27 protein-coding genes and 2 pseudogenes are annotated in these 24,474 nt (G+C 62.9%); 11 read left to right on the top strand and 18 right to left on the bottom strand.

All coding sequences use genetic code 11. The features are described 5' to 3' along the window. Positions 1 to 192: 192 nt before the first annotated feature. A complete protein-coding gene (locus TX79_RS01890; RefSeq protein WP_154660445.1) occupies positions 193 to 1,395 on the top strand; it encodes a hypothetical protein in 1,203 nt (400 codons plus the stop codon). A 287-nt stretch (positions 1,396 to 1,682) separates the two neighbouring features. After that, positions 1,683 to 2,984, top strand: coding sequence for a GTPase HflX (gene hflX / locus TX79_RS01885; protein ID WP_049925401.1), 1,302 nt, complete (start codon positions 1,683 to 1,685; stop codon positions 2,982 to 2,984). Between the two features lie 21 nt (positions 2,985 to 3,005). Here the strand turns inward: hflX and TX79_RS01880 are convergent, their stop codons facing one another. Further along, positions 3,006 to 3,659, bottom strand: a complete 654-nt coding sequence (locus TX79_RS01880) for a ribonuclease HI family protein (RefSeq protein ID WP_049925400.1) — start codon at positions 3,657 to 3,659, stop codon at positions 3,006 to 3,008. A 311-nt stretch (positions 3,660 to 3,970) separates the two neighbouring features. Between TX79_RS01880 and TX79_RS01875 the strand changes: the two genes are divergently transcribed. The 3 genes from TX79_RS01875 (at position 3,971) to TX79_RS01865 (ending at position 6,461) form a co-directional block, all read left to right on the top strand. Next, the gene (locus TX79_RS01875) at positions 3,971 to 4,816 is read left to right on the top strand and encodes a class I SAM-dependent methyltransferase (protein WP_049925398.1); all 846 of its coding nucleotides are present in this window, start codon (positions 3,971 to 3,973) and stop codon (positions 4,814 to 4,816) included. A 119-nt stretch (positions 4,817 to 4,935) separates the two neighbouring features. Further along, positions 4,936 to 6,093, top strand: coding sequence for a thiolase family protein (locus TX79_RS01870; protein ID WP_049925396.1), 1,158 nt, complete (start codon positions 4,936 to 4,938; stop codon positions 6,091 to 6,093). Next, positions 6,090 to 6,461: a nucleic acid-binding protein gene (locus tag TX79_RS01865; protein WP_049925394.1), complete on the top strand. Its 372-nt coding sequence runs from the start codon at positions 6,090 to 6,092 to the stop codon at positions 6,459 to 6,461. Before TX79_RS01870 ends, TX79_RS01865 begins: the two co-directional genes overlap by 4 nt. Before the next feature lie 25 nt (positions 6,462 to 6,486). Here TX79_RS01865 and TX79_RS01860 read toward each other — a convergent pair whose 3' ends face one another. Further along, positions 6,487 to 7,254 (bottom strand): DUF7547 family protein, encoded by a 768-nt coding sequence (locus TX79_RS01860; protein ID WP_049925392.1) that lies wholly within the window; start codon positions 7,252 to 7,254, stop codon positions 6,487 to 6,489. Positions 7,255 to 7,383: 129 nt separating this feature from the next. Here TX79_RS01860 and TX79_RS01855 point away from each other — a divergent pair, with 129 nt between their 5' ends. From TX79_RS01855 to TX79_RS01845, 3 genes are read left to right on the top strand one after another with little or no spacing between them, the layout of a single operon-like run. Then, complete coding sequence (locus TX79_RS01855; protein ID WP_049925391.1) at positions 7,384 to 7,995, top strand: DUF7504 family protein; 612 nt, start codon at positions 7,384 to 7,386, stop codon at positions 7,993 to 7,995. Positions 7,996 to 8,046: 51 nt separating this feature from the next. Then, a complete protein-coding gene (locus TX79_RS01850; RefSeq protein ID WP_049925389.1) occupies positions 8,047 to 8,826 on the top strand; it encodes a ribonuclease H-like domain-containing protein in 780 nt (259 codons plus the stop codon). 32 nt (positions 8,827 to 8,858) lie between these two features. Next, positions 8,859 to 9,260 carry an acyl-CoA thioesterase gene (locus TX79_RS01845; protein ID WP_049925387.1) on the top strand — a complete coding sequence of 134 codons (402 nt, stop codon included), beginning with the start codon at positions 8,859 to 8,861 and terminating at the stop codon, positions 9,258 to 9,260. A 15-nt stretch (positions 9,261 to 9,275) separates the two neighbouring features. On the opposite strand, the gene TX79_RS01840 is transcribed toward TX79_RS01845, so the two are convergent. Continuing rightward, positions 9,276 to 9,569, bottom strand: a complete 294-nt coding sequence (locus TX79_RS01840; protein WP_049925386.1) for a HalOD1 output domain-containing protein — start codon at positions 9,567 to 9,569, stop codon at positions 9,276 to 9,278. A 644-nt stretch (positions 9,570 to 10,213) separates the two neighbouring features. Between TX79_RS01840 and TX79_RS01835 the strand changes: the two genes are divergently transcribed. Continuing rightward, entirely contained in the window at positions 10,214 to 11,425 is a 1,212-nt protein-coding gene (locus tag TX79_RS01835) for a site-specific integrase (protein WP_049925384.1), read from the top strand. Positions 11,426 to 11,448: 23 nt separating this feature from the next. On the opposite strand, the gene TX79_RS19520 is transcribed toward TX79_RS01835, so the two are convergent. The 10 genes and pseudogenes from TX79_RS19520 to TX79_RS01810 form a co-directional block, all read right to left on the bottom strand. Further along, entirely contained in the window at positions 11,449 to 11,610 is a 162-nt protein-coding gene (locus TX79_RS19520) for a hypothetical protein (protein WP_195892441.1), read from the bottom strand. Beyond that, entirely contained in the window at positions 11,607 to 11,936 is a 330-nt protein-coding gene (locus tag TX79_RS01830; protein WP_049925383.1) for a hypothetical protein, read from the bottom strand. The genes TX79_RS19520 and TX79_RS01830 overlap by 4 nt, the downstream gene beginning before the upstream one ends. Next, on the bottom strand, positions 11,933 to 12,691 hold the full coding sequence (locus TX79_RS01825) for a hypothetical protein (protein WP_195892440.1): 759 nt from the start codon (positions 12,689 to 12,691) through the stop codon (positions 11,933 to 11,935). The genes TX79_RS01830 and TX79_RS01825 overlap by 4 nt, the downstream gene beginning before the upstream one ends. Then, the gene (locus TX79_RS19805) at positions 12,684 to 13,274 is read right to left on the bottom strand and encodes a ribbon-helix-helix domain-containing protein (RefSeq protein ID WP_230198525.1); all 591 of its coding nucleotides are present in this window, start codon (positions 13,272 to 13,274) and stop codon (positions 12,684 to 12,686) included. Before TX79_RS19805 ends, TX79_RS01825 begins: the two co-directional genes overlap by 8 nt. Next, the gene (locus TX79_RS19175) at positions 13,267 to 13,407 is read right to left on the bottom strand and encodes a hypothetical protein (RefSeq protein WP_154660444.1); all 141 of its coding nucleotides are present in this window, start codon (positions 13,405 to 13,407) and stop codon (positions 13,267 to 13,269) included. The genes TX79_RS19805 and TX79_RS19175 overlap by 8 nt, the downstream gene beginning before the upstream one ends. Continuing rightward, on the bottom strand, positions 13,404 to 13,631 hold the full coding sequence (locus TX79_RS01815; RefSeq protein WP_049925381.1) for a hypothetical protein: 228 nt from the start codon (positions 13,629 to 13,631) through the stop codon (positions 13,404 to 13,406). The genes TX79_RS19175 and TX79_RS01815 overlap by 4 nt, the downstream gene beginning before the upstream one ends. Continuing rightward, on the bottom strand, positions 13,628 to 13,759 hold the full coding sequence (locus TX79_RS19960) for a hypothetical protein (RefSeq protein ID WP_268257974.1): 132 nt from the start codon (positions 13,757 to 13,759) through the stop codon (positions 13,628 to 13,630). The genes TX79_RS01815 and TX79_RS19960 overlap by 4 nt, the downstream gene beginning before the upstream one ends. An 812-nt stretch (positions 13,760 to 14,571) precedes the next feature. After that, positions 14,572 to 14,634, bottom strand: a pseudogene (locus TX79_RS20070) (SHOCT domain-containing protein); the annotation flags it as partial. Then, positions 14,635 to 14,949, bottom strand: a pseudogene (locus TX79_RS20065) (PH domain-containing protein); the annotation flags it as partial. 680 nt (positions 14,950 to 15,629) lie between these two features. Further along, positions 15,630 to 15,911, bottom strand: a complete 282-nt coding sequence (locus TX79_RS01810; protein ID WP_049925380.1) for a hypothetical protein — start codon at positions 15,909 to 15,911, stop codon at positions 15,630 to 15,632. Between the two features lie 107 nt (positions 15,912 to 16,018). On the opposite strand from TX79_RS01810, the gene TX79_RS01805 reads away from it, so the two are divergent. Then, positions 16,019 to 16,348: a helix-turn-helix domain-containing protein gene (locus TX79_RS01805; protein WP_081655458.1), complete on the top strand. Its 330-nt coding sequence runs from the start codon at positions 16,019 to 16,021 to the stop codon at positions 16,346 to 16,348. Between the two features lie 1,296 nt (positions 16,349 to 17,644). Here TX79_RS01805 and TX79_RS01800 read toward each other — a convergent pair. Both TX79_RS01800 and TX79_RS01795 read right to left on the bottom strand, forming a co-directional pair. Further along, complete coding sequence (locus TX79_RS01800) at positions 17,645 to 20,350, bottom strand: fibronectin type III domain-containing protein (RefSeq protein WP_049925379.1); 2,706 nt, start codon at positions 20,348 to 20,350, stop codon at positions 17,645 to 17,647. 3 nt (positions 20,351 to 20,353) lie between these two features. Beyond that, positions 20,354 to 20,911 carry a hypothetical protein gene (locus TX79_RS01795; protein WP_049925378.1) on the bottom strand — a complete coding sequence of 186 codons (558 nt, stop codon included), beginning with the start codon at positions 20,909 to 20,911 and terminating at the stop codon, positions 20,354 to 20,356. A gap of 20 nt (positions 20,912 to 20,931) precedes the next feature. Here TX79_RS01795 and TX79_RS19165 point away from each other — a divergent pair, with 20 nt between their 5' ends. Then, positions 20,932 to 21,447, top strand: coding sequence for a hypothetical protein (locus TX79_RS19165; RefSeq protein ID WP_154660443.1), 516 nt, complete (start codon positions 20,932 to 20,934; stop codon positions 21,445 to 21,447). Here the strand turns inward: TX79_RS19165 and TX79_RS01785 are convergent, their stop codons facing one another. The 3 genes from TX79_RS01785 to TX79_RS01775 are packed head-to-tail and all read right to left on the bottom strand — an operon-like array spanning position 21,448 to position 24,428. Further along, positions 21,448 to 22,152 (bottom strand): fibronectin type III domain-containing protein, encoded by a 705-nt coding sequence (locus TX79_RS01785; RefSeq protein ID WP_049925375.1) that lies wholly within the window; start codon positions 22,150 to 22,152, stop codon positions 21,448 to 21,450. Beyond that, the gene (locus TX79_RS01780; protein ID WP_049925374.1) at positions 22,149 to 23,591 is read right to left on the bottom strand and encodes a hypothetical protein; all 1,443 of its coding nucleotides are present in this window, start codon (positions 23,589 to 23,591) and stop codon (positions 22,149 to 22,151) included. The genes TX79_RS01785 and TX79_RS01780 overlap by 4 nt, the downstream gene beginning before the upstream one ends. Positions 23,592 to 23,621: 30 nt before the next feature. Further along, positions 23,622 to 24,428: a hypothetical protein gene (locus TX79_RS01775; protein ID WP_154660442.1), complete on the bottom strand. Its 807-nt coding sequence runs from the start codon at positions 24,426 to 24,428 to the stop codon at positions 23,622 to 23,624. Positions 24,429 to 24,474: the final 46 nt, after the last annotated feature.

Below are 24,474 nucleotides of genomic sequence, written 5' to 3'. Positions count from 1 at the left end.
TGCGGATACTGAGTATCGTCGGTTCGGCTCGAGAACCGTTCGTTCGGCCACAGCACCGTCTATGGGCTCCCGACGTCGCGTCGTTCGTGGCACGTCACGAACGTCGAAGTCGGCCGAGACAGATCGTTCCAGTCGGTAGAGACAGCACCGAAATTCCCACGTGTTTTATAACCCGATTGAGATGTACCGGTAATGGGTCTCTCGAATCTGGCACTCGGAGTCGGCAGTTTCGGCGTCGTTCTCGTCGGTCTGTATGCCCTTTCCCGTCTCGTCGCTAGCCGAATCGACCGAATCGATCGCTCGGATCAGCGAACGAAGGTTCTCGCGGTGTACTCGCGCGTCGGACTGGCCGCGGTTGGGATCGCCCTCGCCGTGGCTCTCTACGTGGTTCACGTGGATATCGATCGGATCGTCGCCGCCCTCGAATCGGGCAGCGGTCAGTTCCGCCAGCCGCTCGGTCACGGGGTCGCTCTGGGACTCGCCGGATTCTCGAGCGCGTACGCCGTTCAGCGCGGGATCGAACCGACGATCAAGAACGCGTTGGAGCAGCGCCATACAGTGCCACGGCGGTATCGACGGCTCCTGTGGCTCGCGCACGTGTTCGCCATCGTCGGCGTTGCGGTGCTCTCGATGATGCTTTTGGCCGCTGGCCGGGCCGGAGTCTGGCTCGTGTTCTCCGTTTTTCTGATCGTGCTCTGCTGGCTCGTGGTTCGGAATCCGATCGTCTCCTTTGCGTTCCGGACCCGGGATCCGACGCCGGACGAACGTTCGCGCATCGAGCAGTGTTTCGACCGATTCGGTCGATCCACTCCCACAATCGTCGTGTTCGACGACGCGGGTGAAGACCTCGACGTCCGACTCGTCGGCCGCGGCGCGACTCGAACGCTGTGGCTACAAGAATCGCTGCTCGCGGACGCCACCGACGACGAACTGGTTGCCCTCCTCGCGGCGGAAGACGAGAAGAACCGCCGGTACTTCTACGAGCAGGCGACCATCGCGTCCGTGACACCGTTGTTCGCGGTCACGGCACTGCTGCTTGGCCTCGGTGAACTGATCGCTCCCGAGCTAGTGACCAGCGGGACGAACTCCACGTTCGCGTGGCTCCTTATCGGCGGGGGGACAGTCGTCGTTCTCTTCGCTCTCAGCAGAACCGGACGGCGCACGATCTACCGCGCCGATCGCTTCGCGATGTCGCAGTCCGATCCCGCGGTCGTTCGGCGGATCTACGATCGGTACGCCGAGACCATTTCGCTGCTCGATCAGAGCCAGGAACGAAGCGACTCACAGCAACGGTTGGCGGTCGAACCGTCGATCGAACAGCGAATTCGACGGCTCGAGCGCGAGCAGTCGCTCGAGCCAGTCGAGGCGGCGTCACACCGATCTACCGACGAGTGAGCCTCGAAGTCCGACTCAGACGAGTTCCCGACACGATCGGCGTCGTCCGCCGATCCAGTATCGGCACGGGATTCAAGACGACCCAGCGCGTAGGTCGATGCATGGATCAGTTTCGGACTGCGATAACGGAGGTGTCCGACCGCCATCCCTAGCGTCGACACGGTGCCACCGCGACCGGGGTGGCGTTGCGGATGCCAGTTCCGTTCGGCCAGTCGCGACGACCAGCGGCTGGTCACGCGTCGCCTCGAGCAACCAGCATCGCGTCCGACCTGCACTCGCATTCTCACATGAGAGCGATCATCGCAAAACGCGTCGACTCCGGGACGCCCGACACCGAGGAGATCATCGACCTCGCCGAAGCGGCGGGTTACACCGTCGTCGGTGAAGTAACCCAGACCCGGACGGCTGATCCGGCGCTCCAACTCGGCGAGGGGAAAGCCGAGGAACTCGCCACCCGGGTCGCAGAGACCGACGCGACGACGGTCATCTTCGACAACCGACTCGGTCCCTACCAGACGTACAACCTCGGCCGCATGCTCCCCGAGGGCGTCGAGGTGATCGATCGCTTCACGCTCATCCTCGAGATATTCGGCCAGCGCGCCCAGACCCGCAAAGCGCAACTGCAGGTCGAACTGGCGGAACTCCGGTACGAACTCCCGCGAGCGGAGGCCAAGACGAGCCTCGCCAAGCGCGACGAACACCCCGGGTTCATGGGACTGGGCGAGTACGACGAGAGCCGCGAGCAGGACATCAAGGACCAGATCAGCCGGATCAAGGACGAACTCGATCGGATCGAGCAGACCGAACAACACCGCCGGGAGCGCCGCCGCGATTCCGGCTTCGATCTGGTCGCACTGGCGGGCTATACGAACGCCGGCAAGTCGACCCTCTTGCGGCGCATGTCCCAGGACCTCGACGTCGACGAGAACGAGGACCTCCACCCAGATCTGGACGCGACGGCCGAATCCCAGGACAAACTGTTCACGACGCTCGGGACGACGACGCGACGGGCCGACATCGAACCGCGCGACGTGCTGGTGACCGACACCGTCGGGTTCATCAGCGACTTACCCCACTGGCTGGTCGAGTCGTTCAAATCGACGCTCGATTCGGTCTACCGGGCGGACCTCGTCTTGCTCGTCGTCGACGTCAGCGAACCCGTCGACGAGATCCACGAGAAACTCGTCACCTGTCACGACACGCTCTACGAGCGCAACGAGGCCCCGATCGTGACCGTGTTGAACAAGATCGACGCCGTCGACGAGGCGGAACTCGCGGAGAAACGCGAGGCGCTCTCGTCGCTCGCGCCGAATCCGGTCCCGGTCAGCGCCCGGGAAGGAACCAACGTCGACGCCCTGCTCGAGCGCATCGACGACGAACTTCCCGACTGGGAAGAAGAACGACTCCTCCTGCCGATGACCGACGACACGATGAGCGTCGTCTCGTGGCTCCACGACAACGCCCACGTCCGGGACGTCACCTACGGCGACGAGGACGTGGTCGTCTCCTTCGAGGCCCGGCCCGCGGTGATCTCACAGGCGCGTTCCCGCGCCAGCGAGTTGCGGACGACCACGCCGGAATCGGCGTGATGGTTGAGCGTCGTACTGCTTCTATCCAGGTCCGAGAGCCGCGATGTCGGCACCCACCGTCGCCAGTGCGTCGGCGGGGTTCGGGTCGCTGTCGGCCAGATGCGCGTACCGGTGGTCCGGAACCCTCGACAGCGCCGCCGCGACGGCCTCGCTGTACGTCTCGACCCCCGGTTCCGTCGGATCGTTACCGCCCCAGACGTCTCGGATGACCGTCATCGAATCGATGCGGACCTCCAGGCTGCGTGGCTCGTAGCGGCTCAGCAGTTCGGAGAGTCCCAGCTGGAGGGCGACGTATTCGGCGGTGTTGTTCCCCGTTCGGGAGCCGACGGGGCGACCGAGACGGGCGAGTTGCTCCTCTCCAGCGTCCGCGATGACAGCCCCAGCACCCGCGGGACCGGGGTTGCCGCGCGAACTGCCGTCGACGTAGAGGACGAACGCGTCGCCAGCCGGCTTGGGGACGGGCGGCCGACTCAGTCCATCCTCCAGGAGGCTCTCGAGTGCGCGACGCAACTCGTCCGGATCGGTCCCGGGGTCGAATAACCCGCCGTAGCCGGGCACGGCGTCGTCGATGGCGTCGGTCGCGGCCGCCACTTCGTAGCCGACGCCCGCGAGCACCTCGTCGACGAGCGTGGCGAGCGGTGAGAGGTGTTCGGCCGGGAGGGGATCGTCGGTCACGCCGCTTCCCCCTCCTGGCGTCGATTCCAGAAGCTCAGATCCTCGCTCCCGGACGGTTTCGGTGGCTGGTCACACCACTGCATACAGGTCCTCGGTGGTAACGCGGGATAATTTCTACCGTCGGCACCCGACCGTGTCGAATCGGTCGCTTCCCACGAGTCCCGGCGCTGTGACGAACGTCCTGCTGAATTGCACGATATACGACAGACAGTATCGGGCTGAACGGTACCACCGACCGTCTTCAGCGAACGTATTGCCGGCGGAACGGAGTCGTTATATCATCGGCCACCTGATGTCCGTTCGACACATCGATGGGTGACGACGCCAGCCAGTCCGACGATCCACAGGCCTTCTACGACGCGTACGGCGACCGGGAGTGGGACCGCCTCGAGGGGCGGATCGACGGCCGCCTCGAGTTCACGCGCACCGTCTCGGTGCTCGAGGAACGACTCCCGCCGTCGGGCCACGTCCTCGACGCAGGTGGCGGTGCCGGACGGTACAGCATCTGGCTGGCCGAGCAGGGCTACGACGTGACGATGCTCGACCTGAGTCGCGGCCAACTGGACGTCGCTCGAGAGCGGATCCGCGAACGCGGTCTCGAGTCGTCGGTCACGTTGCTCCAGGGATCGATCACGGATCTCGGACTTCCCGCGAACGCCGTCGACGCGACCTGCTGTCTCGGCGGCCCGCTCTCGCACGTCCTCGAGGCCTCTGACCGGGACTGGGCGGTTCGAGAACTCCGGCGGGTGACCGCTCCCGGCGGACCGGTCCTCGTCTCGGTTATGGGACTGCTGGGGGCCATCCAGCTCTATCTCGTCACCGGGCACAACCTCGAGGCCCTCCCCGAACTGGTCGCGGACGGCGACTACGACGCCGGGTTGCTCGAGCCCTATGGCTACGACAACGAGTTCACCGCGACTCACTTCTTCCGACGGGAGGAACTTCGAACGTTGCTCGAACGGAACGGCCTCACGAACGTCTCGACGACGGGGCTCGAGGGACTCGCGTCGGTGTTCCACGACGAACGGCTCCGTGACCGACTGCACGACGTCTCCGACGCTGAGCGGGAGGCGATCGAACGGACCGTCCACCTGACGAGCGACGAGCCAGCCGTGGCGGATCTGTCGATTCACCTGCTGGCTGCCGGTGAGGCATGAGACGGGAGCGCGCTCGCGCAATCCCAGCGCTCGAGCGGCCGCCGAACCGAACGGATCGCAGGACGCAGTTCTGACGCCGAACCCTACCTTATAAACCGTAGATCGAAGTTTGGTTAGCTATGGAACGTGTAGCAGTCATCGGCGCGTCCATGACCCAGTTCGGGCAGCGCGAGGGTGAGTGGATCCTGGATCTGCTCGCCGAGGCCGGCCTCGAGTGTCTCGACGACGCCGGCGTCGAGGCGAGCGAGGTCGAGCACCTCTACGTCTCGAACATGGCGAGTGGCGAGTTCGAGGGACAGACGGGTATCATGAACGCCGTCGCACACGATCTCGACGCGATCCCGGCCTACACCCAGCGGGTCGATCAGACGAGTTCCAGCGGCGGCGCGGGCATCTACGCCGCCTGGCAGTCGGTCGCGAGCGGGGTCAGCGACATGACGCTGCTGATCGGCGGCGAGAAGATGACCCACAGGACGACCGGCGAGGCGACCGACGTCATCGCGTCGCTGACCCACCCCGCCGAGTACAAGACCGGCGTCACGCTGCCGTCGTTCGCCGGACTGACGGCGCGTCACTACCTCGAGCGGTTCGACGCGCCCCGCGAGAGCCTGGCGAAAGTCGCCGTGAAGAACCACGCGAACGGCGTCGACAACCCAAACGCGCAGTTCCGCAAGGAGATCGACGTCGAGACGGCCCTCGAGTCGCCGATCGTGGCCGATCCGTTACGGCTGTACGACTTCTGTCCGATCACGGACGGTTCGGCCGCGCTGATGCTCTGCCCCGAGTCGGTCGCCCGGGAGTACACCGACGAGTACGCGGTGATCACCGGCATCGACGGGGCGACGGACACCCACGTCGTCCACGAACGCGAGGATCCGACGGTCATGCGCGGGGTCGTCGAGAGCGGCGAAGGTGCCTACGAGATGAGCGGGCGCTCCCCCGAGGATATCGACGTCGCCGAACTCCACGACATGTTCACCATCCTCGAGTTCCTCCAGATGGAGGGGCTGGGCTTCGCGGAGCAGGGCGAGGCCTGGAAACTGGTCGAGGACGGCTACACCGAGAAGGACGGCGAACTGCCGATCAACACCTCCGGGGGACTGAAGTCCAAGGGCCACCCCCTCGGAGCCAGCGGCGTCGCCCAGGGCGTGGAGATCTACGAGCAACTCGTCGGCGAGGCCGGTCCCCGACAGGTCGAGGCCGACGTCGGACTGGCCTGCAACGTGGGCGGGTTCGGCAACTGCGTCATCACGACCATCATGGAGACCCCACAATGACGATGGAAGCGACCAAGTACGAGGACGGTTCGGTGAGCTACCCCGGTCACCCGCGCGGCCCGGACGGCGCGGAACCGGTGGAGACGATCGATCTGAGCGAGTACACTGGCGAGGTCGTCACCTGGACGACGAGTACGGCGACACCCCCCGGCGTCCGCGAGCCCAACACCCTCGCCATCGTCGAGTTCGACGTCAGCGACGTCGCCGAGGGTGAGACGGTGCGGGCGATCGGACAGGTGACGACCGACGAGGTCGAGACCGGCCAGGAGGTCCGACCCGTCCACGTCGACGAACTCCGGGAACCAGGTGCGGGCATTCGCGAACCCGAGAGCCAGGAGTGGGACGGTTACCGCTTCGAGCCCGTCTGAACACGCCCGTTTCGATCACAGTACCTCATTCGTCGTCTTCGCCGTTTTCGTCGCTCGAGTCGTCCCCGGCGCTCGAATTCGCTCCCGCGGAATCGTCGGTATCCGGCCCGTCAGTCGACGGCTCGTCCCCAGCCGATTCGTCGGGGTCTTCGGGCTCGTCCTCGTCGGCACCGTATCGATCTTTGAGCGTCTCGAGTTCCGCGTCCACGTCGACGCGCGACTGTTCGTCCGCCGCGTCGGCGTCGGGAGTCGGTTCGTCGGGCCGTCCGTCCTGAACGTCGATCTCGACCCCGCTCGTGGACGTAGACGTGGACGGTTCGTCGTACTCGCTCGTCGCGTCCCGAAGCCGCTCGTCGACCTCGTCGCGGAGCTCTCGAGCCTCCGAGAGGAGGTCCCGTGCCTGCTCGTCGGCCGGAAGCGTTCCCTCGGACGCCGCTCGCTGTAACTGTTCCAGCGCGGCGTCGAGCTGGGAGAGGGTCGTCTCCCGGAGTTCGCTCGCGCGCTCGCTCGTCCGTTCGGCCGTTCCGGAGGCCCGATCGCGGGCCTCGCGTTCCTTCCTGGCCAATTGGAGGGTTCGCTGGAACGCCTCGAGAGCCCGCACGCTGGATTTGAGGACCGTCAGTACGGCCGGAATCGCGATTTCGTCGGTGAACCTGAGGAGGTCTCGAGGGGTCGGCGGGCGGATCGGGGGCCGCCGACGACGCTGCGGAGGTTCGAACTCGTCGGCGAGGTCGTCGAGCGTCCGGGTCAGTTCCCGAATGGCCTCGGCGAGTTCGTCGTCCTGATCTGCCATACCGGCCCTTCGAGGTCCGACACGAAAAGTCGGCCGGTCGACGTATCGCTCTATTGTGAAGGATACCGGAGTTTTCCACACGCGTTCGGCCGGAATATTTATTCAAGGTGGGTCTGTTCATAACGGTGGATGGAACACCGAACCGGGAGCGGGGGTGCAGTACGCGTCGCCCAGACGTTGGAGTCGTTCAAACGGACGGGGAGTAACGTGTTGCTCGTCGGAACGGGAGCACCAGACGTCCACGAGCGCGCCTGTCAACGCCTCTGTGGAACCGACGATCGCGATCGGTACCGGCTGTTCGTCGGCATCGACGGCTCACGCCCATCGATTCACGACCACGGGTCGAGCGCGACGAAGCGAACGATCGAGTACGAGTCGGGCGGCCCGACGCCACTCAAGGATCTCGGCATCGACGTCATCGAGGCATTGGACGCCTTCGACGCCGATGCTGGGGGACTCGAGTCGGCCGACTGTCGGGTCTGTGTCGATTCGCTTGCGCCGTTGTTACAGACCTACGACGCCGAACGCGTGTTCCGGCTGGTACACGTCCTCAGTTCGCGGATCGAACAGGCACAGGCGATCGCTCACTACCACCTGCCGGTGGGTCCGGACCACGACGCCGTCCGGCTGCTCGAGCCGTTGTTCGACGCCACTGTCGAACTCCGCCGTGGCGAGAGCGAGGACGAACACCGCTGGCACCTCCACGATCGGGAGGTGCGAACGGACTGGATCCGACTCTAGCCGGCGATCCGATCCACGCGGTTTATAGTCGTCGCCGACTCCGGTCGTACTGTGCGAATCGAGAACAGCTTCATCCCGGTACGCGGCGTCGGCGAGACGACCGAGCGCCGCCTCTGGGAACAGGGCATCACACACTGGGACGCGTTCGACGGGAGCGTCGTCGGTGCGACGCTCGCCGAGCGGATCGAGACGTTCATCGACCAGGGCCGGACGCATCTCGAGCGGGGCGACCTCTCGGTGTTCGCCGAGCGATTACCGGCCGCGAGCCGCTGGCGACTCTACGAGAACGCGCGCGCCGAGACCTGCTTTCTCGACATCGAGACGACCGGGCTCGACGCGAGCTGTAACGACGTGACGACCGTTAGCCTCCACCGCGGCGGGGACACCAAGACGTTCGTCAACGGCCGTGACCTGACGAGCGACCGCCTCGAGTCGGAACTGGAGGCGTCGTCGCTGCTGGTTACCTTCAACGGGCAGCGGTTCGACGTCCCGTTCCTGGAGACCTGTTTCGACCTCGAGGTGTCGGTCCCGCACGTCGACCTCATGTACCCGTGCAAGCAACTCGGCCTGGACGGCGGCCTGAAAGCGATCGAAGCCGACGTCGGCATCGAGCGCGAACTGCCGGACCTCAGCGGCCGCGACGCCGTCCGTCTCTGGCACGAGTACGAACGCGGCGACGAGGCCGCACTCGAGACCTTGATCGAGTACAATCGCGCCGATACGCGGAACATGAAACCGCTGATGGACCACGTGGCTGATCGGCTCCACGAGCAGGTGTTCGAAACCGTGCGAGCGGAGTCCGCGGCTCCCGAGGCGGAGCAGAAGCGGTAGTTCTACAGGGATTCCGCCCGTCGCGTCGGCGCATGGCCGTCGACCAGTACGAAACCGAGATCGACGTTCGCCTTCGTGACGTCGACTTCATGGGCCACGTCAACAACGCCGTGTACGCGACGTATCTGGAGGAAGCCCGGGAGGCGTACTTCGCCGACGTCCTCGGCGTCTCGCTGACCGACGTGGAAACCGTCCTCGTCAGCCTCTCCATCGAGTACGACCGCCCGATCGAGGCCGACGAAAACGTGACGATCGCACTCGAGGTGTCGGAACTGGGGACCTCGAGCGTTCCGATGACGTACGAGGTCCGTGCCGATGGGGAGACCGCTGCAACGGCCCGAACCGTCCAGGTCCTCGTCGATCCCGAGACCGGCGACTCGCGACCGCTCCCGTCGGAGTGGCGATCTCGAATCGAGTCGTCTCGATCCGCGTGAGTGGGGCAAGCGGCCTTACCCGAGATGGGAGTCGCCGTCCTCGAGTTCGACGTCACCGTCGCTCGTGACGACGACGTGATAGCCACAGAACGGGAACTCGACCTGTCCGTCAGCACGCGGCGTTCCGTCCTCGCGCGGGGAGAACAACGCATCGAGCGCCTCCGGATTGATGACGTCGTACAGTGCGTCGTAGGTGGGGGGTTCGATGTCGGTGGGATCGACGCCTTCTCGTTCGGCGACCGCTGCGATTACTTCGAAGCTGAGTGACGTCTCGGTGTCGGCTGCCGATCGATCCGCTGAGAGTAGCATTGACCGCTGTCTTTCCGTGCCCAACCATAAATCCATTGGCCGAAACCCAATCTTTCTGCCTACTACAATACATCAGTGGACATAATAATACATTAGTGTATTTATTTTACTCTTTTTACACTATAATTTTATTACTGTAACGGAAATTGAAACCATTCAAGCACCCGTCACCACCCTCACAAGGACGTGCTGTATTGGCCTAGAGCAGGGATTGAAACGAAATCGTTCTAACTTTGATCCGGGAGAGACGCCTCGTACCCCACTTCAGGGACGGTTCGGAGTTGTGGTGGCCTTTCGATCGGCAGTATTATTTGCTGTTTGATTGGATCGCCCGTCGCTACGGTTCGTCCCATCCCGATTTCGTTCTTCGACCGGGACCAGTGGTTCGAACACGAGTCCGTTCTCGAACGAAACCGAACTTCAACACGTCTCTCCACACCCGGGTGCTACAGAGATCGATTCGAGAACGTAGCCAGAGCAGGGACTCGAGCCGCCTGAACTCGGCCGCTTTACTCCTTCGTTCCGAAATTCGAATCGTCAGCTGCTCTGCTTACGTCCGTTCGCGTGTGAAAGATCCAGGGCGGGGCTGGGAACCCAAGGTTCGAAGCCATAACTTTATGACAGTCAAGAAATTCTAGCGGTTCATGGGGCAGAATCCACGCAACCAGATCGAAAACCTCCGGGACCGGATCGAGGACAGCGATGACATCGGCGACGACGATCGCGAGCTCTTGCTCGACTTCTCCGACCGCCTCGATCTCCTCGCCCAGGAGTACTCCGACTATCGGCACCTGAAGCTCCTGCGCCACTGCACGATCATGGCCGAAGAGCTCCAGGATGGAACACTGGCCGACGCCCTCGAGGACCGGGACGCCGCCGAGACGATCGTCGCCTGGATCAACCGCACCTACGAGAACGAAGAGACTAACCGGGACTACCGGTCGGCCATCCGCGTCTTCGCGAAGCGGCTCACCGACGGCGAGGAGTGTCCCGATAGCGTCGACTGGGTTCCGACCGGCACCTCGAGCAACTACGACCCGAGTCCCGACCCCCGACAGATGCTCAAGTGGGACGAGCACGTCGAGCCGATGGCCGATGCATGTTACAACGCGCGCGATGCAGCGATGATCACGCTGCAGTTCGACGCCGGCCTCCGCGGGGGCGAGTTCAAGGATCTCACCGTCGGCGACGTCCAGGACCACAAGCACGGCCTCCAGGTCACCGTCGAGGGGAAGCAGGGCCGGCGAACGATCCTGCTGATCCCGTCGGTCCCCTACGTCAACCGCTGGCTCGACGCCCATCCCGATCGCGACGATCCCGATGCCCCACTCTGGAGCAAGATCACCAAGCCGGAGCCGATCTCCGATCGGATGGTCTCGAAGGTCTTCGACGAGGCCGCCGACCGGGCCGGCGTCGACAAGCCCGTCACGCTGACGAACTTCCGGAAGTCCTCGGCGGCGTACCTCGCCTCGCGAAACCTCAACCAGGCCCACATCGAGGAACACCACGGCTGGGTACGCGGCTCGAGAGTCGCCTCCCGATACATCTCCGTCTTCGCCGAGCAAAGCGACCTCGAGATCGCCCGTGCTCACGGCGTCGATGTCGAGGAGGACGAGCACGACCCGATCGCACCCCTCGAATGTACCCGTTGCGGCCGGGAGACGCCCCGGAGCGAGCCGCTGTGTGTCTGGTGTGGCCAGGCGATGGACCCCCAGGCGGCTGCCGAACTCGACGAGGCCGACGATCGGGAAGCCGAGTCGCTGGCCGACCTCCCACCGGAGAAGGCCAAGCAGCTCCTCGAGGTCGCCGACGTCCTCGACGATCCGGAGGTCCGGAGCACGCTCCTCGAACGATGACCCCCTGAGGGCGATAGCTTCCGTCATCGGTATCCCCTCTCTTCGAGCTCTTCGAGCAGGATTTCGGCGTCTTCAGCCATCGGGACGTCTTCCTCGATCAGCATCTCGAGGGTGTCCTGGTATTCGGCAAGCTCTTCCCAGGGATCGTGATCGTCGTCGCGGTGTGGTTGGTGGGTCGTACTCATCGATCGAGTTGAGAGCGGGTGTACTGCTGTTCGACTCGCGAGCGATTCGACAGTGGGTAACAGTTCATCAGCGCGCCCTGGCAGGCCAGCGACGACATCTTACTGGGCTGGTCGAACCGAACGACGGCGTTGTTCGCCGCGTTGGGGTAGTGGATCGGATCGGCGTCGTACCACGCCTCGATGACACCGATCTCGATCTCGGCTGGGGCTCGGTCGTTCCACTTGCGGTAGGCACAGTCCGGGACGTGGCCGATTAGCATTCGAGCCGACCGCCGGCGTTCGGGATCAGCGACGTTGCGGCGGTCCTCGAGACCGGCGGCGTTCATGGGAGGATCACTCCGATGGTGAGCGTGGCCCAGAGAACGGCCGACACGAGTCCCAGGAGGACGATCGTCTGCAGTGGGGACAGCCGACCGCGGTTTGCGAATCGACTCCGTCCGGTCGTGTCACGAAGCTCACCGTAGCGATCGAGAGCGAACGTGATCGTTCGGGCCCGTTCTGGTGTGACACCGACCAGGTCGGCGATCTCGCCGAGCGTCTCGTTGTCGTCGACGGCCTCATGGACGTCGTCCTCCGAGACGCCGTCCGGGAGTTCGACTATCTGTTCAGCTGTGTCGCCGACGTCGTCGACGGTGATCGCCTCGGCGTCGAGTTCGTCCTGGATGTCGTCGCCGGCGTCGTCGTGTTCGCCAGTGACGCCGTCCGCGGCGTCTTCCTCGAGGTCGACGTCTCGTGCCTCTGACTCAGACTCGTTTGTGTCGTCTTCGGCGGGAGAGCCGTCGTCAGTCTCGTGGACACCGCCGTCCGCCTCGTCATACGCCTGCTGGAGGTCTTCGGTCGAGGTATGGTCCAGGGAGTCCGGTTCGTCGTTGTCCTGGACTGCCTCGTCACCAGTATCGGTCACCGGACCGGAGCTTCCGATCACCTCGAGGTCGGCGTCGGCGGGGACGGTGATCGTCAGCTGGGCGCGGAGGTCCTCGCCGCTGTTCGCGAGCAGTTGCGCATCGTCGACGTCGATCGGCGTCTCGTCCACCGCGTCGACGACATCGGCCAGCCGGCGGAGATCGTCGGACTCAGTCATCGCTCGACTCACCCCGCTCGCGTGTGAACGACGCCGGTCTCGGACCCACAACGCTCGTCGTGCCGTGGCCGGAATCGATGACCATCTCGACGTCGTCGGCGATCGCCTGGCGGATGGCCTCGCTGCGGTTGACCCAGATGCCAGCGTCTACAGCCTCATCGAGGGGCACGAGTTGCTGGCGTGGGATCCGGACGGTCACCTTGTCCATCGGCTCGCCGCCGTCAGCACGAAGCTCGCTCGCCCGCTCGAACTCTCCACCGTCGGGGATCGAATCCTCGTCGTCCTCGAGGGTGGCCTCGCAGTCGAGGCAAATGTCGATGTCGTCGCGGTACCATCGTGCGTCCTCCGAAAGGCCAGCAACCGGTGTTTCGAGCATCGTTCCGCAGGCCGCGACGTGGCGGAAGTCTTCGAAGTACATCGAGGCGTGCCAGGTCTCATCGATGTCTTGGACCCACGCGACGATCCCGTCGTCTCCACCGTTGTCGACGTTGTCCGCAGGCGTCCCGTGGCGGCGGTCGAGTTCCTCCATCTTACATTGCTGGCAGTGGTAGTCGCGGTTGCCACAGGTCGGACAGTCACTCATCGCCATCACTCGCCGGCTGGGCGATCAGGAGTTCGTCATCCCCGTCGTCGATGAGGATCAGGTCGGGATCAGCCGTGAACGAGCCGACCACCGATCGGTCGACTGTCCCGATGACTTCATAACGGACAGTCATGCCACGGACACCTCCTCGATCAGCGCCTCGACGTCCTCCGGACCGAGATGCTGGCCGTCCTCGAGCGCCTCGACGATCTCGCCGTGCTCGACGTGATAGGCGTACTCGAACCAGACCGTACCGGGAATCACGCCGGGGTACTTCTCTGCGAGGTTGTAGCAGTTCGTGTCGTTGACACGGGCGTCGTTGTTCAGTTCCCCGACCGCGTCGACGGTGGCGCTCATCGCCCGATACCTCCCCAGAAGCAGATACCGTCGTGTAGCTCGACACGCTCGAGGACCACCTCGAGATAGTCGCTATCGGTTCCGTTCGATTCGTCAGGGTTTTCGCTGTGGTCTGTGTTCGTACTCATGGCTGCAGGGTCTTCCGGGGGCCATTGACCCTCCGGGTGGTCTGTGTTCTGTAGCCCGCAGCGGTCGGGCGTGCCGTTCTCTTGGTCGGGGAAGGCACGCCCGAGGGCGCTGCGAGCGGTCGTATTGTCGATACGGGTACTGACCCTATAACAGTCAGCAGGCCGTTTCCAATTTCCGAAACGTATCGAACTGCACAGAAACACCGGTATCGTGCCGTTCTACGGAAAATTCTCTAATTCCGAAAGTAGCCCGCGACCACTGACTAACTGCTATCTCGAACGCCCCCTGATCGTTCTTTGCTGGTATGAGAATCTGTGCAACAAATCCGCGTTGGATCTGAGAATTTTTCGATACGGATACCGGTGGTGAAATCAGCTACTATACGGACTGGTTCGTTATAACACTGATCGCTGCAAACGTCGTGACGGTTCTTCTCGAAACTGTTGACGCACTTGCCGCCTCTTATAGTACGTCCTTCTACTACTTCGAATAGGTCTCTGTAGTCGTCTCCACGGTCAAGTATCTCGGTCGCGTATGGACGACTGTCGATAACCCGGCTTGCGAGGGGTCGATCACTGGATGGCGGTGGGGCGTCGCAACGTTGACCACGGTCGGTTTCGGCGATGTCCACCCGATCACGCCAACCGGACAGTTCATTGGTTGGCCCAATCGTCGCGATACTCGGAATCGCCTTGTTCGCGTTACCGGTATTAATTCTGGCCCCGGGGTTCATCGAACGGGCCGAAGACGACAGTACGAAACAGTGCTGCCCGCTCTGTGGAGAGAAAATCGAGCGAGTAAACGAAACTATTCAAATCTTCTCCAACAGCGATTGCTTTTTCTCCTCGAACTCCTCGTCAGTGATGGCCCCCTTTCATGAAGTCCTTCCAACTTCTCGAGTTGCACAACCGGGGTCTGGTTCTGACTCGGCAACGACCGTATCCGGTTGACTCTCTTCCTCCATTTTCTCTCGGATAAAACTGACAATCTCGCGGGTTTCTCCCTTTCCAGGCTCCGTTATCTGGATATGATAGGTCTGTCCAGGTGTTTGGAGAGACAGTCGCTTATTCATCAGTCCTGTATCGAGACCAACACTGATGATGTTCCGAAATGGGACCGATCGTTTGTCGTTCCCGAGCCATTGGGGAATCTTGACAGCGATTCGTCTATCTGTGATTACAGCACGAACATACCCTTTCGTTCCACCTTTCCGAGATCGATCATTGCCGAAAACAGAGGCCGGCTGAGGATCCTTCTACGTCGATAGTCCCTCCTCGAGTCAGATAGTGGATTGGCCCGTCTTCGTCGAGTATATCTTCTACTTTCTCGATTCTCGCTTTGGTCACGTAGTTTCCCTGTGGACTACATTGCCGTTCCTCCGGGATCGAATTGTCGGAGACCGAACCAAATGGTCCCTACCACTTCATGTAAGTATCATCTATTAAGAATTTGAGTGATGATGATACCAGAGCATATTGAAATTCGCTGTGGAACCGTCTTCCCAGACTGCCAACACGAAAAAGGAACCGTTCGGCCGCACGTCGACAGGCTGGATCTGAAGTGCCAACACATATGAGCAGTGGATTGAGTAGGACAGACTCCAGTTACTTGGCGAGATCCGCCCACTCGGGCGGCTCTAACCCCGGATCACTGTCGTTGCCTCTACAGGGAGGTTAACCACCCCGGTGGTGGAGCTTCGGCGACTGGGTACCGGAAGCCGCACACAATATAGGCGATGTCTCATGACTAAACGAACCGTCAACCGCTCACGGCAATCGCATTATCCCGACTCGAAATTGACTTTGAGGAATCGCTAGGACGGCGAGTGAGGGAGGCCAACGAGGATCCAGACAGCGAGTAGTCGTTCAGTCAATCGAATCCGAACGGGATATCGCCGTCGTTCTCTTTCAAGTACTCAACCGACCGGTCTACATCCGATAAGTGGATATTCGAACGATGACCGCCACCGTACTGCTCAACTACGCCCTCTTGAACGAGTTCCTCAACGAGTTCCTTCGCACGCCCTTCTGCGTGAGACGGAATAGCGGCGTACCGACCGACAACGGTCGTGACCTGTGCCTTCTTCGCGCCCACAATGCGCTTGTGTAGCATCGTGTTCACGATTTCGTTTTTGATTTCTTGGTCGTCCATTGATTCCGTTTACTACAGTACATACTACTATAAGTTGTGTGTTCTGTGGTAAACACAGGTGTATAACAAAGGTAACTCTTAAGGTGTTGCCCACACCTGGTTACCATATGAGCCAGACCGTCAACGAGGGAGAAGAAGCGTACGCAGATGACACGCCACTGGTGGAATTGTTCGGGGACGGTGCTCGAGCGCGGTTGCTTTCGGTCTTCGCAACGAAGCGCAACCGTGAGTTCACCGTAAGCGAACTGGCACGGCAGGCTGGTATCACCCGGAAAACCGTGTATGAGTACCTAGATGAGTTCGAGAGCCTTGGGATCGTAGAGTCGATCGAAGCGGGTCAGGGTAGCAGGTACACTACCGCGGATTCCGAGATCGCGACGAAGCTGTACGAACTGAACGGGGTGACGTTGCAGAAACTGCTCGACATTGAAGAGTAAGAGTACAGCGTGACGGGTTGCCGAGTGAGGACAACACGAGACTTTATACCGGAGGTTGCGGCCAGACCGTCGCGATGTCCCACGACCAACGCACAGAGGACGTCCTGATCGCTATCGCGCTGGACCGCTTCGAGGTGGACTTTCGCGAGGTTGATCCATCACTCGTCGCCAACACTTCGACCATAGGCTAGCCGTCGAACAAATCGAGCAGGCGCTTCGAGGGTTCGTACCAGATCACCCGGCGCTCCTGTTCGTCCTCCCGTATACTCGAAAGGGGTTTCCCAACTGCGTAATGCTTCGAGAGTTGAATCCGACTCTTCCGGTCCAGTCCATCCATTCCTATTCGACGTGAGAACTGCGAGAGAAGCCAGCATGGTTTCGGAAAGAGACCAGTCGGATACTTGTGCGGACCTGCCCTATCGACGATACTGTCGGAAAGGGCATCTCCCGAGTAACAGCGGTTGATGGTTCCGATGACCCAATTGAAGTTATTTACCCGAACCATATTCGTTTACCTGACGCTGCCATACCTGTCATCAAATCCATATATTTACGGAGATAGAGCGTATAGGAGTAAGTGAAGGCAAGATAACCTCCAAAACATCATTTCCGATAAATGGAACCGGAATGGTGGCTCGAAGTCGGTGCAGCGGTCGCAACGATCTCGAGCTTTCTGCTCAGGATGTTCGGCCTGTTTTACAGGCCTGGACCTCCCCTGATACGGAGGTTATCGGGAGAGTCAGCGGCGACTCCAACAGCCGCATGATCGCCATGTCCACGAATAACACGGTTGGCGGAACGATCGGCTAGTTCGTCAGTGAGTACCTGGTCTGGATCACGCTCGCGACAGCAGTAGTCGTACTGGTCGGTATTGACGCCCTCGAGACAGCCGGCTATGCGGTCGTTGGATGGATCGCGGCGAGCATCGGTGTCGTAGTACTGGTGTGTGGCGTGGTCGTCAGAGTTGTAGAAGTTCGTGACGGATAGCCAGTTGAACTCCGTCGCAGGGCGTTATACCAGAGGCCGTGGCTACCGTTGGCCAACGCCTCAGATATACGTCGAGACGATCTACTGATCGCAGTCGCACTGTACCGTTTCGACATCGACTTCCGCGATGCCGACCCGCAACTCGTTCGCCGCGCCAGCCGTATGGCCAGCGATCGTCTCGACGAGCACAACCTCGAGCCGCGGAAGCCGTCGACGAGTTCGCGATCGGACCCCTGCGACCGACAGTGACGCCTCTCCACGAGTACTGAGCATGGTTCTCCAACGGCTACAGAAACGAGAACCAGAACGTTAGAGCTTCTCCTCAGTACGAGAGATTCGATCTCGCAGTTGCTCGAGCGCCTCTTCTCCGCTCTGGCCTACCCCCAGTCGGAACTCCGCCTGCGAGGCGTCCGAGTCCTCGTTCTGGACCTGGAAGGGGCGGTCTCCGACCAGATCGGCCACGTTGAGCGCGTCCAGCAGCCGCCAGCCCACCTGGTCCGTCTGGACGGTGATCGAGGCGTCGATGATCGCGTCCGAATAGCTCCCTTCGACGGCCTGGAAGGCCGCGATATCGGCCATCTGCTTGCTGGCTAACTCAGGCATATTGTCGACGATCGTCCGCGGGTCCTCGTTGTCGGCGTCCACCCGGGTGTGCTCTCCCCGTGGCTGGAAGTCGCAGTCGAAGCGGACCTCGTCGCCGCCGGCGAGCGGACCGCCCTCGAGGGCACGGAACTGGGGCACGCCGTCGAGAACGATTTCGCGGAGTTCGAAGTCTTCCCCCCGTGTCAGAGAGTCGCCGTTCGCCGTCTCGAAGGTTGTAGAGCCCTCGACGATGCGACCCTCCTCGAGGGGGAGGTCCTGCCACTCGTCGACGTCGTCGACCTCGAAGACGAGGTTGCGTAATGCCTCTTTGCCAGCGTAGACGACTGCCCCCTCGTACGTATCCTCGGTTTGCCGTTCGACCGAGGCGTCGATCAGGTCGGGATCCACATCACTCGGTCGACCGTCGATCCGCGAGACATGTACCTCGAGGTCGTCGGCTCCGTAGCGGACCTCGAAGGCCATGTCGCCGATGTCGACGCACTCGCGCAAGATGTCCAGGACGGAGTCGTCCCACGCCCGATTGACGAGGACGGGCGTCTCGTCGAGGTCGGCGGTCATCGACACCCGATCCAGCGGCCGGGCTTCGTAGCCAATCGCCGGACTCTCGTCGTCGCGTTGGACGTCGGGATCCCGACCGACGCCGACGCGGCCAAGCGCCGTCGTGCTGGGCTCGCTGTAGTCGATCGTGAAGGATGAGACGTGACGCTCGCTCTCGAAGTCCTCGGTCCCATCGGTACCGAGTGCGAGCTCGGCGATCGGCTCGCCGTTCGAGCTTTCCGCTTGGATCGTCAGCGCGTCGATCGCGAGCGGCGTGTTGATCGCCTCGAGTCGGATCGGGACGGCGTCAGGGTAGTGCTGTGGGCCGTCGAGCGTGAGGTTCGATCCGCTCGGACTGTTGTCGAAGTCGTACTCGTACCGGTTGTCAAGCGGGCCGACCGCGTCGACGAGCAGCCCTTCCACGTCGGTAGTCCCGTTTTCGGTCAGGTTTCGGTTCGGGCTGATATTGATCGTGTACCTATCCCCCTCTTGGATGTCTGGGTTGTTCCAGTTGGTCCCACCCTCGAGACGGACCCACTGCCATCCCTGATCGTTAGCGAAGCTCTCCGTGTCGAACTCACTCCCCTCGAACTGGACGTCGATGAACGGGGGATCGGAGGCGACGTCCTCGATGTCCGGGCCGGTGCGGTATCGGATAGCGATCTCGAACTCGTCCCCGGGGATCGTGTGATCAGGGGAGAATTCAAGAGTGATGTTCTGCCCGCTCCCGACCATGTTGACAGCGTCTCCGCCCTCAGAATCGCTCGACTGCCATGTGAACGCCTCGAACTCGAAGTGGTCCATCGTCTGCATCCAGCAGGTCTGGAGCGGCCACAGTCGGCCCTCGTCGTCCAACTCGAGCGGAATCGTCTCGTCCTCGTCGAGAGTTTCGAGGAGTAGCGCCGCCTGGAGCTCGGCCAGTGTCTCGGCCTCCTGGAGCAGGACTCCCTCGCGGATCGCCTCCTCGACAGCGTCGACGACGGGCTCATACGGCGTTTCGTTGTCGATCAGCCGCTCAACGAACTCGCCGACTGGTTCGACACCGTCGGTCCTCGCGACGACGCGACTCTCGAGTTCCGTGCCGCCTTTGCCCTTGAGGACGGTCCGCTTCCCGCTCGATCCTTCCTCGATCGAGCGGCTGACGAGTCGCTCGATCGGCTGGCGCTCACCATCGTCCCAGACGCGGAGGTCGGCGTCGTCAAACTCCTCCGAGTGCCAAGATTCGTCGTAGGCGACGGTGACCTCGACGGTGGGCAGGTCGTTGACCGTGGGAGTCTTGGATATGTCGTGCGGGGTTGGCCCGAGGGTAGCTCCGTCAGCGTGATCGACCTCGACATGGGGCGCCGAGGCTGACACGGCCGTGGTCTCGAGGCCGATGCTCTCAGTTTCGGTCGTCGTCGCGTCGCTATCCGCGTAGACCCACTGCGAGCGCGCCCGGACCATGTACTCGTACTCCACGTTCGGAGACGCGGTCTCGTCTGTAAACGACGTCTGGTCGGAAGCGACCGTCCCCACGAGCCGCCCCGGATCGTCCTCGTCGTACTCCCAGTCTGCCCGCTGTCGATAGATTTGGTAGCTGCCGCGAAACTCCGAGTTGTCCGTCCACTCGATTGTAACCGAAGTCTCCGTCGTTTCTACGATATCGACGGCATCGGCGGGGATGAGCTTGGTAATCTCGGGGGCGGTCGTCCACTCGCTGGTCGCATCGTCCGTCTCGGTCCGCATCCGGACCGAGTACTGCTCGCCGTCAAGGAGGTCCTCGATGACCTGCTCGGGGTCTGCATCGTGCGGGATAGTGGCAACGTCGACGAAGTACGGAGGCCAGTCGAAGTCGCCCCAGTCCTCCTCGCCCCAGTCCGGGTAGTGGTCGGTCATACTTCAGATCGTTTCCTTGAAGCCCATGATAGCTACTTCGCTGAGATACGCTTCCAGTTCCATCGGCCCAACGAACGTGTACAGCCCGTGGTTATCGTACCCGGGGACATCGGTCTGTGCAGTCCCCGTCACGGCCACTCGATGATCGCCGTCCGGGTTATACATGCGGAGCGCGTCCGGATAGTCCCAGCAGTATGCTGCAACGTGCCAGACCTCTCCATCCGGCACGAAGACTGACTCGTCATCGTTACCATCGAGGTACTCGCAGACGGTATCGTATGACCCGAGATCGGTGATCTCGTGCCCGACAACACATGACTCGTCATCCGCCTCCAGTTCAGCGGGACCGACGAAGACGAGGTCCTTGAGAGAGTTATACTCGTTCGATGAGTCTCCGGTTGCGGTAGTATAGAAGGACCCGTGCCGTTGATCCGTTTCGGGATTGATAACATCTGCTCTGTAACGCTGGGAAAAGAACGAGATCATCAGGACTTCGCCGTCCTCAATCGATAGCCTCTCATTGTTGCCGAGCCACACCGGACCGTAGTACTCTGTTTTCATGGTTAGTATCCGAACCGGATGTGGTTCTCGAGGTCCTCCTCTCGTGCCATCTCGCGTACTTCTTCTTCCTGAAGGCCTTCTGCTATCTGTCCATACTGCCAGCCGCCCTCGCCGTCAGCCTCGATGATTCGGCCCTCATCTTCATCGGGATCAGACGCGAGGTCAACCGCGTGTATGGGGTCAGGGCCATCCGCACTGTGTCTGTCAGCGTGATCCTCGTCGTGGTGGACGTCGGGCTCGTCGGCGTGCTCCTCGATCAGACCGACGCCGTAGATCGGCTCCCACTGGGACCCGTCGTCGCGGTAGACGATCCCCTGCTCGACGACGAGGACCCGCCGGCGCTGCCCGTCATCAGTCTCGGCGTCGGGGTCGGGCGCGGGGAGATCGTCGTGCGTCGCGACGCTTCCCTGAATCTCGAACTCCTGCTGGTGCCAGATCGAGTCGAGCAGCTCTGGCCAATCGTCGGCACTCTCTCCTTGCGGGTCCGGTACTCGGTATCGTCCGAATTTGGTGTCTTTGCCTGGTGTCATGAGTAGTCACTCCTTGGTGTCGTCGCGAATCTGGACGCGGTAGCGCCCGTTGTTGAGGATGTCTGTCCACTGGGCCACGAGCGTCTGCGGCTCGGTGCCGTCGAGGTCAAGGTCTTCGACCGGAGGAATGTACGCGATAGCGGTCTCGGGGTCGGTCCGGGCGGTGGCGTCGCCCGTGTCCCGGATCGCAACGTAGTCGTAGGCCTCGCCGTCGAGAATCGAGTCTGCATCTGAGTACTCGAGGGTGTCCAGGTCGGTGAGCGTCGCTATCTCCGACCCGTCGCGCTCCAACCTGACCTCGCCCTCGTCGTTGTCGTCGGCGAGGTCGACCGTGACCGTGATCTCGCGCTTCTGGGAGGTGTCGAACGTCAGTTGCGGCGGCGCGAGGTCGGTCGTCGCGGTGACCTCGGCCGACAGCGGCCCGTCTCCCGTGATGTTCCGACCCAGGACCTTGTAGTGGTAGGTCCTGCCGGCGACGAGCGCGTCGTCGGTGTACGCGGTGTTGGCGAGGACCGCGACCTCTGTGTAGCCGGAGTCGGGGCTACGCGACCGGAGGACGGCGTACTCGTCGGCGGACCCCGCGGGGTCCCAAGAGAGCGATACCGACCCCTCCGAGGTCCCCTCGACCTCGAGCCCGGTGACCCTCCTCGGCAGACCCAGCCCGTACGAGGTGGCATCGTACGGTGCCTCGTCATATCGGAGCCTGGTCATGTGCTGAACTCGATAATCATGCCATCCTCGGCGTCAGCGCCGTCCCCTCCGGCGTTTCCGAAGCCGCTGGCTCCGGAGCCTCCGAGGCCGCGGCTAACGTCTTCGGTGAAGGAGCCGACCTTATCTCCGTAGTACATGAGTAGGCCTCCGGAGCCGCCACCTCCTCCGCCGCCGGCAGCCTGGCTACCGGACCCGTCCAGACCGTCCTCGCCCCTGGCGGTAATGGTGCCCAACCCGCGGATTTCCGGCGCGACGAGCAGTATCCACGCGCCGCCCGCCCCGCCCTCGCCGCCGTACCCGTGGTCGTCCTTGTCGGATGCACGGACTCCGCCGCCGCCTCCACCACCGGGAGGAGAGCCATCCTCGCCGCTCACGTTGCCGCCGTCGGCATCGCTGTCCGCGACACCCGACGCGCCGCCTCCTCCGCCGGCACCACAGTTCTCGTGGATGAAGGTCTCGAGGTAGCGGTGGGGCAGGAACTCCTGGACCATGTCGCTGAACGGCGCGGGGTCGGAGTCGTCGCCGTCGCCCCCGGCCCCGCCGTCGGGCGCCTCGATGGGGTCTGACACGCCGCCGGACCCGCCGGATCCGCCTGGACCGTCGGGACTGAACACGCCTGGACCGCCGTCGCCGCCGGCCGACGGAGAGAACGATCCGTTGCCCCCGTAGCCTCCGTTATTGGCGCCGCCGTCGCCGTCGATCGTGCCCTCGACCTCGATGTAGTCCTGGGCCATCAGGATCAGCCCGCCGTCCACCGTCACGGTGGTCCCGGACTCGACCGTGATGGTTTCTGCCTCGACGACCCCGCTCTCGGCGGTGTCCTCGCTGAAGACGAGATCGCCCTCGAGCCCCCTGCCGAAGACGCTGGTCTCGTCGTTGACGACCGGGGACATCTCCAGCGTTCCGTCCGGCTGCGCTGTGGGGACAGTGCCTTCCGCGCCATCAGTGGTGAGGTTCTCGACGTTACCGGGATCAGCGCCCTCGACGGCCCGCTCGCGCAGGTCCGTTTCCGGATCCAGCGCGGTGGTGTCGGCGCCGACCGGGACGAACACCTCGCCCAGCACGACTCCGCTGCGATCAGCGAGCAGGACGTCCTGCATCGGGTCCGGCGCGGGCGACCACAGGCGAAAGCGCGTCTCGTCACTGGGCTCCGGCGCGGCCGCCAGCCCCTCGCGGATCTGTAGCGTACCCGTGTCGTCGACCCACACGACGTCCCGGCGGGGGTCGTCCGGGTCCGCAGCGGGGATGGTCACGCTCTGCGCGTTGACGTCCAACTCGGTGCCGTCGATCGTCACGCCGTGGGCCTCACACGTAACGTCGCCGTCCACGAGGTCCAGGCCGGGATCGTCGCGGACGAACGTGCCCGACAGCGAGGCCGTGAGTTGGTTCTGTCCGAGGCTATCCGCCGCGTCTCCGAGGTCGTACTGTAGGAGTGTCATGGTCTGTTGGTGCTGGAAAGCCGCTATCCGTTACTTCCGTACTTCCGAACGGCTGACGAGCGTCTTCTCCGCAACTGGATCCACGAGCGACGTCGACGCGATCGGGTCGAGCCAGTTTTCGAGCGAGTCCGGGATCGCCTCGTCTTCGCTCGGCGCGAGAGTGAACTGCACCCGAGGTCGCCCAGAGTGGACGATCGCGTCCAGGATGGTCTCCTCGCCAGCGACGTCGAACGTCAGCTGGCAGCGCACCCGGACCATCCCGATCTCGAGTACGTCGACGTCGAGCAGCTCGACGTCGGCGGACTGATCGTCCGCGAGGCCGGTGTCAGTCCACTCTTCGGTGTCCGGGTCCCACTCCTGGGCGTCGACGCTCCCGTCGCGATCGTCCAGCATCAGCCGGATACGGCCGTTGTCGACGACACGATCTCCTTCGGTGGGGAGCTTCTTCGAGAAGAGCTGCCGCCAGTCCGCGGGATCATCCCGTCCGAGGGAGTCCCACATCCGGACGTCGCCGACGCCGTCGTCCTCGAGGGGCACCTTATAGACGATCCCGACGTTCTCGAGGTCGACGCCGAGGATGTCCTCGCCGGCCTCGAGGTCGAACAGGTCGACCGTCCCGTAGGCCGTCTCGACGGTCGCGTCGGGGGCTGCCGGCTCGCGATGTTTGTCCTCGGTGTCGATCCACCAGACTGGGGCCGCTGCAGTCGGTGCCGGGACACGGTAGTCGAGGTCGTTGCCGAACTCGTGGTCGACCTGACGGCTCGAGTGGACGATCTCGCGGAGATGCGACTGCGGCGTGCCGACGCACTCGAAAGACGGTTTGACTTGCTCTACCACGTCCTCGTCATCGGACAGTTTGAGCTGTCGATCGGCTCGCGATGCT

The sequence above is a fragment of the Halopiger goleimassiliensis genome (assembly GCF_000455345.1).
In the GTDB taxonomy this organism is placed as follows: domain Archaea; phylum Halobacteriota; class Halobacteria; order Halobacteriales; family Natrialbaceae; genus Halopiger_A; species Halopiger_A goleimassiliensis.
The sequence above is the reverse complement of the archived record's forward strand: the minus strand, read 5'-3'. Positions and strand labels throughout refer to the sequence as shown.

Excerpts from the sequence above, each read along its gene's own strand:
- TX79_RS01830 (WP_049925383.1), bottom strand. The coding sequence starts at position 11,936 with ATGAACGCCGCCGGTCTCGAGGACCGCCGCAACGTCGCTGATCCCGAA.
- TX79_RS19960 (WP_268257974.1), bottom strand. The coding sequence starts at position 13,759 with ATGAGTACGAACACAGACCACAGCGAAAACCCTGACGAATCGAACGGA.
- TX79_RS01875 (WP_049925398.1), top strand. The coding sequence starts at position 3,971 with ATGGGTGACGACGCCAGCCAGTCCGACGATCCACAGGCCTTCTACGAC.
- TX79_RS01825 (WP_195892440.1), bottom strand. The coding sequence starts at position 12,691 with ATGACTGAGTCCGACGATCTCCGCCGGCTGGCCGATGTCGTCGACGCG.
- TX79_RS01800 (WP_049925379.1), bottom strand. The coding sequence starts at position 20,350 with ATGACCGACCACTACCCGGACTGGGGCGAGGAGGACTGGGGCGACTTC.
- TX79_RS01890 (WP_154660445.1), top strand. The coding sequence starts at position 193 with ATGGGTCTCTCGAATCTGGCACTCGGAGTCGGCAGTTTCGGCGTCGTT.
- TX79_RS01840 (WP_049925386.1), bottom strand. The coding sequence starts at position 9,569 with ATGCTACTCTCAGCGGATCGATCGGCAGCCGACACCGAGACGTCACTC.
- TX79_RS01780 (WP_049925374.1), bottom strand. The coding sequence starts at position 23,591 with ATGACACTCCTACAGTACGACCTCGGAGACGCGGCGGATAGCCTCGGA.
- TX79_RS01805 (WP_081655458.1), top strand. The coding sequence starts at position 16,019 with ATGAGCCAGACCGTCAACGAGGGAGAAGAAGCGTACGCAGATGACACG.
- TX79_RS01835 (WP_049925384.1), top strand. The coding sequence starts at position 10,214 with ATGGGGCAGAATCCACGCAACCAGATCGAAAACCTCCGGGACCGGATC.
- TX79_RS01860 (WP_049925392.1), bottom strand. The coding sequence starts at position 7,254 with ATGGCAGATCAGGACGACGAACTCGCCGAGGCCATTCGGGAACTGACC.
- TX79_RS01870 (WP_049925396.1), top strand. The coding sequence starts at position 4,936 with ATGGAACGTGTAGCAGTCATCGGCGCGTCCATGACCCAGTTCGGGCAG.
- TX79_RS01815 (WP_049925381.1), bottom strand. The coding sequence starts at position 13,631 with ATGAGCGCCACCGTCGACGCGGTCGGGGAACTGAACAACGACGCCCGT.
- TX79_RS01865 (WP_049925394.1), top strand. The coding sequence starts at position 6,090 with ATGACGATGGAAGCGACCAAGTACGAGGACGGTTCGGTGAGCTACCCC.
- TX79_RS01845 (WP_049925387.1), top strand. The coding sequence starts at position 8,859 with ATGGCCGTCGACCAGTACGAAACCGAGATCGACGTTCGCCTTCGTGAC.
- hflX (WP_049925401.1), top strand. The coding sequence starts at position 1,683 with ATGAGAGCGATCATCGCAAAACGCGTCGACTCCGGGACGCCCGACACC.
- TX79_RS01795 (WP_049925378.1), bottom strand. The coding sequence starts at position 20,911 with ATGAAAACAGAGTACTACGGTCCGGTGTGGCTCGGCAACAATGAGAGG.
- TX79_RS19520 (WP_195892441.1), bottom strand. The coding sequence starts at position 11,610 with ATGAGTACGACCCACCAACCACACCGCGACGACGATCACGATCCCTGG.
- TX79_RS01855 (WP_049925391.1), top strand. The coding sequence starts at position 7,384 with ATGGAACACCGAACCGGGAGCGGGGGTGCAGTACGCGTCGCCCAGACG.
- TX79_RS01785 (WP_049925375.1), bottom strand. The coding sequence starts at position 22,152 with ATGACCAGGCTCCGATATGACGAGGCACCGTACGATGCCACCTCGTAC.
- TX79_RS19175 (WP_154660444.1), bottom strand. The coding sequence starts at position 13,407 with ATGACTGTCCGTTATGAAGTCATCGGGACAGTCGACCGATCGGTGGTC.
- TX79_RS19805 (WP_230198525.1), bottom strand. The coding sequence starts at position 13,274 with ATGAGTGACTGTCCGACCTGTGGCAACCGCGACTACCACTGCCAGCAA.
- TX79_RS01810 (WP_049925380.1), bottom strand. The coding sequence starts at position 15,911 with ATGGACGACCAAGAAATCAAAAACGAAATCGTGAACACGATGCTACAC.